This is a genomic window from Rahnella selenatireducens (assembly GCF_046449555.1).
GTDB classification, from domain to species: Bacteria; Pseudomonadota; Gammaproteobacteria; order Enterobacterales; family Enterobacteriaceae; genus Rahnella; species Rahnella selenatireducens.
In genome coordinates, this window is the sequence record NZ_JBKEZJ010000009.1 from 1 (window position 1) to 12961 (window position 12961).

Consider the following 12961-nt stretch of genomic DNA (forward strand, 5'->3'; position numbering starts at 1 on the left):
CACGATGATTGCAGGTGTGACTCAGCATTAGTTGCTGAAGTTAGCGAACATTGCGATGATTTTGTTAATGGTTTTCATTTTGTGCTCATATCTGAAGTTTATAATGTGATGTACATCACAAAAAATTGTACTCCCACGGAATCTGCTACGCAATCCTTCATGAGTGATATTTTTTAATCACATTAATTTAACTTTCTGGAGGCGTAACAGAAGGTGACGCGAGGATTAACGGAGAGGGGGCGTTATGCTATTCTCTGGAGCCGTTGTATTGTGTTTTCCAATGCATTTTTGCGTGACACCCTGCTTAAAAGCGGTGTATTCGCCTCCGGGAGGAATTAATGGACCATCGTTTACTTGAAATCGTTGCGTGCCCTGTGTGTAACGGGAAACTGTACTTCAATAAAGAAGCACAGGAATTAGTGTGTAAAGCCGACAGTCTGGCTTATCCGGTTCGGGACGGCATTCCAGTATTATTAGAAAACGAAGCCCGCCCGCTTTCTGTTGATGAGACACATCCATGAGTTTTATTGCAATTATCCCGGCCCGTTTTGGGTCTAGCCGCCTGCCCGGTAAGCCTTTAGCCGACATTAACGGTAAACCGATGGTTGTGCACGTCATGGAACGTGCACTGGAATCAGGTGCAAAACGCGTGATTGTAGCGACCGACCATCCGGAAGTTGTGGCCGCAGTGAAAGCAGCCGGTGGTGAAGTTTGCCTGACCAGCCCGGATCATCAGTCTGGTACTGAGCGTCTGGCAGAAGTTATCCAGATTTGTCAGTTTGCCGATGATGAAATCATCGTTAATGTTCAGGGCGATGAGCCGCTGATCCCGCCGGTGATTGTCCGTCAGGTTGCTGAGAATCTGGCTAACAGCGTTGCGGGTATGGCCACGCTGGCAGTACCGATTGAATCTGCTGAAGAAGCTTTCAACCCGAATGCTGTAAAAGTGGTTCGCGACGTCAACGGCTACGCCATGTATTTCTCCCGCGCGGCCATTCCGTGGGAACGCGAGCGCTTCGCTATTTCTAAAGACACGATTGGCGACGTCTTCCTGCGCCATATCGGGATTTATGCTTATCGTGCCGGTTTTATCCGGCAGTACGTTCAGTGGAAACCGAGTAAACTGGAGCACATTGAGTTGCTCGAACAACTCCGGGTGCTGTGGTATGGTGAGAAAATCCACGTAGATGTCGCGAAAGCCATTCCTTCAGTAGGGGTTGATACTCCGGAAGATCTGGAACGCGTGCGTAAGATTTTGGGCCATTCGCATTCCTGATCCTCTGTTAGCGGACGGAATGCGCCATATTCCGTCCATTCTTATCTGACGTTCCTTCCAGTTTCCGTAATATCCTCTCTCCCCCGAAGCAATTATCCGGTTTTTGTTTGATCTGAAACGGGGTATTCATTTACCGAAGCTTTCATCATAAACGTTAATCTTTTCGTCACTGCGAATACGTTATGGAACAGCTAAAAGCCGAGTTAAGTATTGTTTTGGGCGAGCGTTTATCCCGCCTTGAATGTGTCAGTGAGCAACCCTATGCCCATCTTTTTTCTCTTTATGATGAGCAGGGCTATGCAATGCCGCTGATGGCGAAAAGTTTTGTCTGCGAAGGCATCGCGGGGCAGGAAGCTTACAAACTCTCAATGCTGGCCAGAGAGGGCGTGGTGCGCGTGCCGACGATTTACGGTATGGTCACAACGCATCAAAAACCCTATCAGGAAATTTTGCTGATTGAACGTCTGCGCGGCGTCTCAGCGGAAGCGCCAACCCGCACGCCAGAACGCTGGAAAATCTTGCAGGAGCAAATCGTTGAGGCGATGCTAGCCTGGCACCGGATTGACAGCCATGGTTGCGTCGGTTCAGTCGACAGCACCCAGGAAAACCGCTGGGAAAACTGGTATCCGCAACGGGTTGAAGTGCTGTGGTCAACCTTATCAAATTTACAGGCGCCGGAACTCATGGCGGAAGACCGCACGGTGCTTTTCCGGTCCCGTGCCAGTATCCCGACCTTGTTCCGGGAATTCGATGACACGCCGGTTCTTGTTCACGGTAATCTCTCTCTGCGCAGTATGCTGAAAGACCCGCGCAGCGATCAGCTTCTGGCGATGATTAATCCGGGCACCGTTTTATGGGCGCCGCGTGAATTTGATTTATTCCGTCTTTGGGAAAAGGGTATGAGCGAGCAACTGCTGTTCAGCTATTTGCAAAAAGCGCCCGTCTCAGACATCTTCCTTGAGCGTCGTTGGTTCTATTTACTGTGGGAATCCGTCGCGCACCTTATCCATACCGGTAAGCTCGATCGCCGCCAGTTTGACTATGCGAGACAGCAACTGTTGCCGTGGCTTAACTGACGGACTTTGTTTCGGATGACGCTAACGTCATCCATTGCCAGAGACGCCCCAGCGTTTCGTACCACGCCCGTTCACTGTGAGATAAGAAAAGTGCCTGCGGGAGGGCTCTTTCCCACGGATTAAGCGGGGAATCAATTGCCAGCTGATTGGCCGGAGCCGGAATTGGGTTCAATCCTGCCTGCCGGAAGAAAATCAGCGCACGGGGCAGATGATTGGCGGAGGTCACCAACACGAAAGGCTGATCCCCTGCCAGAATTTTCACCTGCTGTGCTTCCTGCTGTGTATCCCGGGGTTTATCGAGCAAAATGATATCGCTTGCCGGAACACCTAAACTCTCCGCCACTTTCCCCGCTACTGCTGCACTGCTCACCGGATTGGTCATGGCCTGCGCGCCTGTAAACACGATTTTCGATCCCGGATTTGCTCGATAAATTCGGATCCCTTCTGCGACGCGGGGCAGGCTGTTGCTGATCAAGTTGGAGCTGGGTGCCCAGTCCGGGTTATAGGTATAGCCGCCACCGAGAACGACAACGTATTTTACCGGCTGATGCGCCTGAGGCTGATAGGTCGGATAGCCAGATTCCACCGGCCCAAGTAAATTGTCAGCGACCGGCTGGAGGCTCAGCAGGAGCAACAGCAGCCAACTCAGTGAAAAAAACACTTTTCCAGTTTTTTGCCAGCGGGTCATCCACAACAACACCAGCGCGATCGCCATCATCAGCAGGATAAAAGGCAGAGGCAATAACAGGCCCCCAACAGTTTTTTTTAGGATAAATAGCATCAGAAACCGGTCCTTTTGGGTGAAAAAACGACATCCGGGCGTGATTCAGCGTCAGGATGATTTATTCTATGCCAGCCTGTGCCAAAATAGCACCTCACGCGGCGATGCCGCATAGAGATAACCCGGTAAAACGTTTTCAGGAACAAGGTTCAATTCATGCAGGATCGTAATTTTGACGATATGGCCGAAAAGTTTTCGCGCAATATCTACGGCACAACGAAAGGACGTATCCGTCAGGCCGTGCTGGGTCAGGATCTGCAGGAGTTGATGAAAACTTTGCCGCAGCGGCCATTGCGTATTCTTGATGCGGGCGGTGGTGAAGGGCAAATGGCCTGCGAACTGGCCGCTTTAGGACATCAGGTCTTGTTGTGCGATCTCTCCGGTGAGATGATCCGTCGCGCGCAGGCTGCGGCGATTGAAAAAGGTGTGAGCGACAACATGCAATTTGTACATTGTCCCGCTCAGCACATCGCAGAACATTTGGAAGCGCCGGTTGATCTGATATTGTTTCACGCGGTCATTGAATGGCTCGCGGAACCTCAACAGGCACTGGCCACACTGACCGATTGTCTGGTGCCGGGTGGCGCAATCTCGCTAATGTTTTACAATATCCACGGTCTGGTCATGCGGCACATGATCCTGGGAAATTTCGGTCATGTTGAAGCCGGCGTGCCAAAAATCAAAAAGAGCTCCCTGTTGCCCGATCATCCGCTGGAACCTGCGCAGGTCTATCAGTGGCTGGAGGAGCTTGGGATGCAGATAAGCGGCAAAACCGGTGTTAGAGTATTCCACGATTATTTGCGAAACAGACAACAACATAAGCAGGATTTTGACGAGCTTCTGGCGCTGGAACAGCGTTATTGCCGGCAGGAACCTTTTGTTAGTTTGGGACGTTACATCCATGTGATGGCGAACAAACCCATTCTGAAGGACGAATTATGAGTGAATTTTCCCAGACTGTACCCGAACTGGTCGCCTGGGCACGGAAAAATGATTTCTCAATTTCGCTGCCAACGGAGCGGCTGGCTTTTCTTCTGGCAATTGCTACGTTAAACAGCGAGCGCCTCGATGGGGAAATGAGTGAAGGTGAGCTGGTAGACGCGTTTCGTCACGTCAGTAAAGGTTTCGAGCAGACAAACGAAACGATCACCGTGCGTGCCAATAATGCCATCAATGATATGGTGCGTCAGCGTCTGCTCAACCGTTTTGTCAGCGAACTGGCGGATGGTAATGCCATTTATCGCCTGACGCCGCTGGCCATCGGTATTTCAGATTATTATATCCGTCAGCGCGAATTTTCTACCCTGCGATTGTCCATGCAATTGTCGATTGTTGCACAGGAACTTAAGCGTGCGGCCGATGCTGCCGAAGAGGGTGGCGATGATTTCCACTGGCACCGCAACGTTTATGCACCGCTGAAATATTCCGTCGCTGAAATTTTTGACAGCATCGACATGACTCAGCGGATCATGGATGAGCAGCAACAGGGCGTCAAAGATGATATCGCAGGGCTGCTCAACAAAGACTGGCGTGCCGCCATTTCCAGCTGTGAAATCCTCCTGTCAGAAACCTCGGGCACTCTGCGTGAATTACAGGATACGCTGGAAGCCGCAGGCGACCTGTTGCAGGCACACCTGTTGCGTATTCAGGATGCCACGATGGTGGAAATGGACCTGAGCTTCGTCGACAAACTGGTCTTCGATTTACAGAACAAACTCGACCGCATTACCAGCTGGGGTCAGCAGGCGATTGACCTGTGGATTGGCTATGACCGCCACGTGCATAAATTTATCCGTACGGCTATCGACATGGATAAAAACCGCGTATTTGCGCAGCGCCTGCGCCAGTCGGTTCAAAACTATTTTGACCAGCCCTGGACGCTGACGTTTGCCAATGCGGATCGCTTGCTGGATATGCGTGATGAAGAACTGGCGTTACGCAGCGAAGAAGTCACCGGCGAATTACCGCCGGATCTGGAATTTGAAGAATTTAACGAAATCCGCGAACAGCTTGCGGCATTGATTGAACAGGCATTACAGGTCTATCAACAACAGAAAACGCCGCTCAATCTGGGCATGGTAATGCGCGAATATCTCAAACAGTATCCGCGTGCCCGACACTTTGATGTCGCGCGAATTGTGGTCGACCAGGCAGTTCGCCTTGGTGTGGCTGAAGCAGATTTTTCAGGGTTGCATGCCGAATGGCAGGCAATCAATGATTACGGAGCCAAGGTGCAGGCCCATGTCATCGACAAATATTGAACACATAATGCCAGCTAAGCTGGCGCAGGCACTGGCAAATTCAGTGTTTCCTGCTCTCGACAGCCAGCTGCGTTCTGGCCGCCATATTGGCATCGATGAACTCGATAACCACGCTTTCCTGATGGATTATCAGGAAGAAATGGAATTGTTTTACAGCCGCTACAGTGTAGAACTGATCCGGGCACCGGAAGGTTTCTTCTATTTGCGCCCGCGCTCGACGACACTGATCCCCCGTTCAGTGCTTTCTGAGCTGGACATGATGGTGGGGAAAATTCTCTGCTATCTGTATCTCAGCCCGGAACGCCTAGCGCACGAAGGGATTTTTACCCAGCAAGAGTTGTATGACGAGCTGCTGAGTCTGGCCGATGAAAACAAGCTGCTGAAATACGTCAATCAGCGCTCAACCGGTTCGGATTTAGACCGCCAGAAATTACAGGATAAAGTCCGTACGTCTTTGAACCGTCTGCGCCGTCTGGGCATGGTGTATTTCATGGGTGTCGACAGCAGCAAATTCCGTATCACCGAGGCGGTATTCCGTTTTGGCGCGGATGTTCGCAGCGGCGATGATGCCCGTGAAGCACAGTTACGGATGATCCGCGACGGCGAAGCGATGCCCGTCGACAGTGCGTTGTCACTGAACGATGAAAGCGAAGAGGGCGAATTGCAGGCAGGGCATCAGGGATCTGATAGCGCAGAGGATGAACAGGAATGATTGAACGCGGTAAATTTCGCTCACTGACGCTGGTTAACTGGAATGGGTTCTTTGCCCGGACCTTTGACCTCGATTCACTGGTCACTACGCTTTCAGGCGGTAACGGTGCGGGTAAATCCACCACCATGGCCGCGTTTGTTACGGCGCTGATCCCCGATCTGACGCTGCTGCATTTCCGTAATACCACGGAAGCAGGCGCAACCTCAGGTTCCCGCGATAAAGGTCTGCACGGTAAATTGCGTGCGGGCGTATGTTACTCGGTGCTGGATGTCGTGAACTCGCGCCACCAGCGCATTGTGGTTGGTGTACGTCTGCAACAGGTCGCAGGCCGTGACCGTAAAGTCGACATTAAACCGTTCACCATCCAGGGCTTGCCGGTCGCGGTTAATCCGACGGAAATGCTGACGGAAACGGTGGGAGAGCGCCAGGCTCGCGTGCTGTCTTTGCAGGAGCTGAAAGATCGCGTCGAAGCCATGGAAGGTGTCCAGTTTAAGCAGTTCAACTCGATCACCGATTACCATGCGCTGATGTTCGACCTGGGTGTCATTCCGCGACGTTTACGATCAGCGTCTGACCGCAGCAAATTCTACCGGCTGATTGAAGCCTCGCTGTATGGCGGGATTTCCAGCGCCATCACACGTTCCCTGCGCGACTACCTGTTGCCGGAAAACAGCGGTGTGCGAAAGGCTTTCCAGGATATGGAAGCTGCACTGCGTGAAAACCGCATGACGCTGGAAGCTATTCGCGTAACCCAATCCGACCGTGACCTGTTCAAACATCTGATTTCTGAAGCGACATCTTACGTGGCGGCCGACTATATGCGTCACGCCAACGAACGTCGTATTCACCTCGATGGTGCACTGGTATTGCGTAACGATTTGCTTACCAGCCGGAAACAGCTGTCCGGCGAGCAATACCGTCATGTCGAAATGGCGCGTGAACTGGCGGAGCAGAGCGGTTCGCAAAGTGACCTGGAAACCGATTATCAGGCCGCCAGCGATCATCTCAGTCTGGTTCAGACCGCGATGCGTCAGCAGGAAAAAATCGAGCGTTATGAAGGTGATCTCGAAGAGCTGACGTACCGTCTTGAAGAACAGAATGAAGTCGTGGCGGAAGCCAGCGAACTGCATGCTGAACATGAAGCGCGAGCCGAGGCCGCCGAGCTTGAAGTCGATGAGCTGAAAAGTCAGCTTGCCGATTACCAGCAGGCGCTGGACGTTCAGCAAACCCGTGCGATTCAATACCAGCAGGCGTTGCAGGCCATTGAACGTGCGCGCGACCTGTGCCAGATCCCGGATCTGAGCACCCAAAACAGCGAAGAATGGCTGGAAACATTCCAGAGCAAAGAGCAGGAAGCTACAGAGATCCTGCTCCAGCTGGAACAAAAAATGAGCGTGGCATCAGCGGCGCACAATCAGTTTGAAACTGCGTATCAGCTGGTGGTGAAAATCGCCGGTGAAGTCAGCCGCAGTCAGGCCTGGCAAACCGCGCGTGAATTGTTACGCGACTGGTCTTCTCAGCAGCATCAGGCGGAGCGCGTCGAACCGCTGCGCATGCGTTTGTCAGAGCTTGAAGGCCGTCTTCGTGAGCAGCAGGACGCTGAACGTCAGTTGCAGGAATTCTGCAAACGCACCGGCCAGGATGTGCAGCCGGAAGATCTGGACGAAATGCAGCGCGAGCTGGAAGTGCAGATTGAAGAGTTACAGGGCGTAGTTTCACAGGCCGGTGAACGCCGCATGGAAATGCGTCAGGAACTCGAGCAGGTTCAGTCGCGTATCCGTGAACTGACTGCCCGTGCGCCGGTCTGGCTGGCTGCTCAGGAAGCGCTGGGCCAGCTGAGCGAGCAAAGTAAGGAACCGTTGGAAAACAGCCAGCAGGTGACTGAATATATGCAGCAGTTGCTGGAAACCGAACGTGAAACGACGGTTGAACGCGATGAAGTCGCTGCACGTAAGCGCCGCATCGAAGGCCAGATCACCCGTCTGAGCCAGCCAAGTGGTGCGGAAGATTCCCGCATGATTGCGCTGGCCGAACGCTTCGGTGGCGTACTGCTTTCCGAGATTTATGACGACGTCACCATCGACGACGCGCCGTATTTCTCCGCGTTGTATGGCCCGTCACGTCACGCGATCGTCGTACCTGATCTGTCGCTGATCCGCGATCAGCTCGATGGGCTGGACGATTGTCCGGAAGACCTCTATCTGATCGAAGGGGATCCGCAGTCATTTGACGATAACGTCTTTGAAGTGGAAGAAATGCAGGGCGCAGTGCTGGTCAAAACCGGCGAACGTCAGTGGCGTTATTCCCACTTCCCACAGGTGCCGCTGTTCGGTCGTGCTGCGCGTGAAAATCGCCTGGAAACACTGCATAAAGAACGCGAAAATTTATCCGAGCGTTACGCCACGCTGTCGTTTGACGTCCAGAAAATCCAGCGGGCGCATCAGGCGTTCAGCCGTTTCATCGGTAGCCATTTGGCCGTTGCTTTTGATGCCGACCCAGAAGCGGATATCCGTACTCTGAGCGGGCGTCGTGGTGAACTGGAACGCGCGCTGAATGCGCACGAAAGCCAGAATCAGCAGCAACGTCAGCAATACGAACAGGCTAAAGAAGCCGTCACGATGCTGAACAAATTGCAACCGCGCGTTGGTTTGTTATGCGACGAAACGCTGATTGACCGTGTGGAAGAAATTCGTGAAGAAATGGATGAAGCGCAGGATTCTGCCCGTTTCATCCAGCAGCATGGCATTTCTCTGGGCAAACTCGAACCGCTGGTCTCGGTGTTACAAAGTGACCCGGAACAGCACGAGCAACTGAAAGAAGATTATGCACAGGCTCAGCATGCACAGCGTCTGGCGAAACAGCAGGCGTTTGCCCTGACCGAAGTCGTTCAGCGTCGCGCTCACTTTGGCTATACCGATTCTGCCGGTATGCTCAATGAAAACAGTGACCTGAATGACAAACTGCGTCAACGCCTGGAGCATGCGGAAGCGGAACGTACCCGCGCCCGTGAGCAGATGCGTCAGCATCAGACCCAGCTGACGCAATACAGTCAGGTTCTGGCATCCCTGAAAAGTTCGTTTGATGCCAAACGCGACATGCTCAAAGAACTGAGCCAGGAATTGCAGGATATAGGCGTTCAGGCAGATCCGAACGCGGAAGCGCGTGCCAAAACGCGACGCGATGAATTGCATACCGCCCTCAGTACGAACCGTGCGCGCTGCAACCAGCTCGAAAAACAGATTACTTTCTGTGAAGCCGAGATGGACAATTTGCAGAAGAAATTACGCAAGCTGGAACGCGATTACCATCAGAGCCGTGAGCAGGTGGTGACGTCGAAAGCTGGCTGGTGCGCCGTGATGCGTCTGGTGAAAGATAATGGCGTTGAGCGCCGTCTTCACCGCCGCGAGCTGGCCTATATGGACGGCGACGAACTGCGTTCGATGTCGGATAAATCGCTCGGTGCGCTGCGTCTGGCAGTCTCTGACAACGAACATCTGCGTGATGTGCTGCGTCTTTCCGAAGATCCCAAACGTCCTGAACGTAAAATTCAGTTCTACATTGCGGTTTATCAGCATCTGCGCGAGCGTATCCGTCAGGATATTATCCGCACAGACGACCCGGTTGAAGCCATCGAACAGATGGAAATCGAGCTGGGGCGCCTGACTGAAGAACTGACGGCGCGTGAACAGCAACTGGCGATCAGCTCGAAGAGTGTGGCGAATATTATTCGTAAAACGATTCAGCGCGAGCAAAACCGTATCCGCCAGCTCAACCAGGGCCTGCAGGCCGTGGCGTTTGGTCAGGTCAAAAGTGTGCGTCTGAATGTTAATGTGCGTGAAGCTCACGCCGGTTTACTGGATGTGCTTTCTGAGCAACAGGAACAGCATCAGGACTTGTTCAGCAGCAACCGTCTGACCTTCTCTGAAGCACTGGCAAAATTGTATCAGCGCCTGAATCCACAAATCGATATGGGGCAGCGTACGCCACAAACCATCGGCGAAGAACTTCTGGATTACCGTAACTACCTTGAAATGGAGGTGGAAGTTAACCGTGGGTCTGATGGCTGGCTGCGTGCAGAAAGTGGCGCGTTGTCTACCGGTGAAGCGATCGGTACCGGTATGTCGATTCTGGTGATGGTGGTTCAGAGCTGGGAAGACGAATCGAGCCGTATGCGTGGTAAAGATATTTCGCCTTGCCGTCTGCTGTTCCTTGATGAAGCGGCGCGTCTGGATGCCAAATCTATCGCTACGCTGTTTGAGCTTTGCGACCGGTTGGAAATGCAGCTTATTATCGCGGCACCAGAAAATATCAGCCCTGAGAAAGGCACGACCTACAAACTGGTACGTAAAGTGTTCGGTAATAATGAACACGTGCATGTGGTAGGATTGCGTGGATTTGCTCCGGAACTTCCGACATTGGTGACGAGCGAAGCCGACGCTTCCTGAGCAGTTTCGAAAACCCTTACGCCCTGGTATTTTACCGGGGCGTTTTTTATTGTCTGCAACTCCTTATTTTCTTCATACTTCTTTTCTTAAATATTCGTTTACTCTCTGAGTATTACTTATTCATTTCTCTGATACTTTCTTAAGAATATGTCTTAGTCATAAATAACAATTAAGACATTTTCAAACACCTGGCTGAATAGTGAGCTAATGCTTTGCCGCAGAATGGAAAGTACACAATGAAGTCTTTATTTCGGCTGGCGGCTGGCTTAGAGTCTTTACGTGAGATACGGACTCTATTGCATTGAGTTCCTACGCAAAAAAAGAATTCTCTTTATATACTTAATCCAAGAGCTGCTGGCTTAATTTTGGGGATCAAATTGGGCAATTTATCGGGAGGCAAGGGAAAATGTTAATGAATCAAAGGTCTCTCAGGTTTTTAGTTGCCAGCTGTCTGCTGGCAAGCGGTCTGTCGCCATGGTTTTCTGTCTGGGCCGCAGTACCCACTATGCCGGTAGGGAAAACTACGCTGTCCAGCGTTCAGAGCATGAGTCAGTTGCAGGCAGAACTGGCACCGCGCGGGATTCGCCCATTGTATTTGTCGTCTTTGTCCTCACTTTACGCTGCCAATCATATGCAGCCGATGTGGAAAGACAGGGAATCCATTCAGATCTTCCAGCAGCAATTAGCTGAGCTGGCGATTTCGGGTATCCAGCCGCAATTTACGCAATGGGTCAAATGGCTGACGGATCCTGAGGTCACGGGAATGGCACGCGATGTTGTGCTGTCTGATGCCATGCTGGGCTATTTACAATTTACCAGCAGCGTTGAAGCCAATGGCGACACCTGGCTTTACAGCAATGTGCCATACAAAATGACCACGCCGCCGCTGACCGTGATTAATCAGTGGCAACTGGCTGTCCGTCAGGGCGACACGGCACATTATCTGTCAACACTGACGCCGCAACATCCTTATTACGCCAAAATGCACGATGCCCTCAGGCTGATGCTGGCGGACAATCGTCCGTGGCCTGTAATGACGGGTGCCGCCAGTTTGCGGCCCGATCAAATCAGCGATGATGTGCCTGCGCTGCGCGAAATTCTCACGCGCACCGGCATGATGGTGGCGTCAGCGGAAGAGGCTAAATCGCCGAAGCCGACCGATGAAACTATTGCGCCAAATGTACCGGGAAGTGCGGCGAATGATGATTTGTCCGTCGATGAAGCCGCCGATAAAGCCCAATCTGCAACGCCTGCAGTGAGCCCTTCTGCGACGTCGATTCAGGATGTATTGCCGACGGTTCAGGCCGGTGGAACGCCTGCACCTGCTGCGCCGGTGGCTGTATCGAATAACCAGTACACCTCCGATCTGGTCGAAGCCGTTAAACGCTTCCAGAAATGGCAGGGGTTAGAAGCTGACGGCATCATTGGCGGACGTACCCGCCAGTGGCTGAATGCATCTCCGCAACTGCGTGCCACTTTGCTGGCGCTGAATATTCAACGTTTACGTATTCTGCCGGGCAATGTGAATACTGGCATTATGGTGAATATTCCAAACTACCAGCTCACGTATTATCTCAACGGCAGTGAAGTTTTGTCTTCGCGGGTCATTGTGGGGCGTCCGAGCCGGAAAACACCGTTGATGAGCAGTGCGCTGAATAACGTCGTAGTGAATCCACCGTGGAACGTGCCGACAACGTTGGTACGCGAAGATATCGTGCCGAAAGCCAGGAATAATCCGACGTACTTCCAGCAGCACGGTTATCAGGTCTTGTCCGGCTGGACTAATGATGCGGAAGTGATTGATCCGGCGATGATTGACTGGGCGATGGTTTCGCCAGGTCATTTCCCGTATCGCATCCGTCAGGCACCGGGCGCAAGCAATTCTCTTGGCCGCTATAAATTTAATATGCCAAGTTCCGACGCTATCTATTTGCATGACACGCCTAACCACAATCTGTTCAGCAAAGACATTCGTGCGCTGAGCTCGGGGTGTGTGAGGGTGAATAAAGCCTCTGAGCTGGCCAATATGCTTTTGCAGGATGCGGGCTGGAACGATACCCGAATTTCTTCTGCCCTTCAGGGTGGCAATACGACGTATGTGGCGATCCGCCATCATATACCGGTAAAACTGTTCTATCTGACGGCGTGGGTAGCTGACGACGGTAAGCCGCAATTCCGCACAGATATTTACAATTACGATGCGACTGTGCGATCGGGCGCACAAATTTTGCCTCAGGCAGAAATTTTGCTCCAATAAATGCAGTAAAACTAATCTGATAAGGGTCTGAATATTTGGCCTGACAACGAGCGTGAGCTACTGGCACGCTCGTTTTGCTTTACAGGGTCCCTTGACTCGCAGAAATTTGGCGGTTAAGGTTCAAAACGGTTCCGAACGGAGCTTATTTTTGAC

The 12961-nt window shown here is 52.2% G+C and carries 9 protein-coding genes; 8 read left to right on the forward strand and 1 reads right to left on the reverse strand.

Translation table 11 applies throughout. The annotated features are described in order from the left end of the window. Positions 1-338: 338 nt before the first annotated feature. The 3 genes from ACLBVC_RS15530 (at position 339) to ACLBVC_RS15540 (ending at position 2352) form a co-directional block, all read left to right on the forward strand. Positions 339-521, forward strand: coding sequence for a Trm112 family protein (locus ACLBVC_RS15530; RefSeq protein WP_104921460.1), 183 nt, complete (start codon positions 339-341; stop codon positions 519-521). Further along, positions 518-1276: a 3-deoxy-manno-octulosonate cytidylyltransferase gene (gene kdsB, locus ACLBVC_RS15535; RefSeq protein ID WP_410150376.1), complete on the forward strand. Its 759-nt coding sequence runs from the start codon at positions 518-520 to the stop codon at positions 1274-1276. Before ACLBVC_RS15530 ends, kdsB begins: the two co-directional genes overlap by 4 nt. Before the next feature lie 182 nt (positions 1277-1458). Further along, positions 1459-2352 carry a YcbJ family phosphotransferase gene (locus ACLBVC_RS15540; protein WP_410150377.1) on the forward strand — a complete coding sequence of 298 codons (894 nt, stop codon included), beginning with the start codon at positions 1459-1461 and terminating at the stop codon, positions 2350-2352. On the opposite strand, the gene elyC is transcribed toward ACLBVC_RS15540, so the two are convergent. Further along, entirely contained in the window at positions 2345-3133 is a 789-nt protein-coding gene (gene elyC, locus ACLBVC_RS15545) for an envelope biogenesis factor ElyC (RefSeq protein ID WP_410150378.1), read from the reverse strand. The two genes, ACLBVC_RS15540 and elyC, sit on opposite strands and share 8 nt — an antisense overlap. Before the next feature lie 156 nt (positions 3134-3289). Between elyC and cmoM the strand changes: the two genes are divergently transcribed. The 5 genes from cmoM (at position 3290) to ldtD (ending at position 12808) form a co-directional block, all read left to right on the forward strand. Continuing rightward, positions 3290-4075, forward strand: coding sequence for a tRNA uridine 5-oxyacetic acid(34) methyltransferase CmoM (gene cmoM / locus ACLBVC_RS15550; RefSeq protein WP_410150379.1), 786 nt, complete (start codon positions 3290-3292; stop codon positions 4073-4075). Beyond that, a complete protein-coding gene (mukF, locus tag ACLBVC_RS15555; RefSeq protein ID WP_410150380.1) occupies positions 4072-5394 on the forward strand; it encodes a chromosome partition protein MukF in 1323 nt (440 codons plus the stop codon). The genes cmoM and mukF overlap by 4 nt, the downstream gene beginning before the upstream one ends. Further along, the gene (mukE, locus tag ACLBVC_RS15560) at positions 5375-6106 is read left to right on the forward strand and encodes a chromosome partition protein MukE (protein ID WP_410150381.1); all 732 of its coding nucleotides are present in this window, start codon (positions 5375-5377) and stop codon (positions 6104-6106) included. Before mukF ends, mukE begins: the two co-directional genes overlap by 20 nt. Further along, the gene (gene mukB, locus ACLBVC_RS15565; protein ID WP_410150382.1) at positions 6103-10551 is read left to right on the forward strand and encodes a chromosome partition protein MukB; all 4449 of its coding nucleotides are present in this window, start codon (positions 6103-6105) and stop codon (positions 10549-10551) included. The genes mukE and mukB overlap by 4 nt, the downstream gene beginning before the upstream one ends. Before the next feature lie 406 nt (positions 10552-10957). Beyond that, positions 10958-12808 carry a L,D-transpeptidase gene (gene ldtD / locus ACLBVC_RS15570; RefSeq protein ID WP_410150383.1) on the forward strand — a complete coding sequence of 617 codons (1851 nt, stop codon included), beginning with the start codon at positions 10958-10960 and terminating at the stop codon, positions 12806-12808. Positions 12809-12961 lie beyond the last annotated feature (153 nt).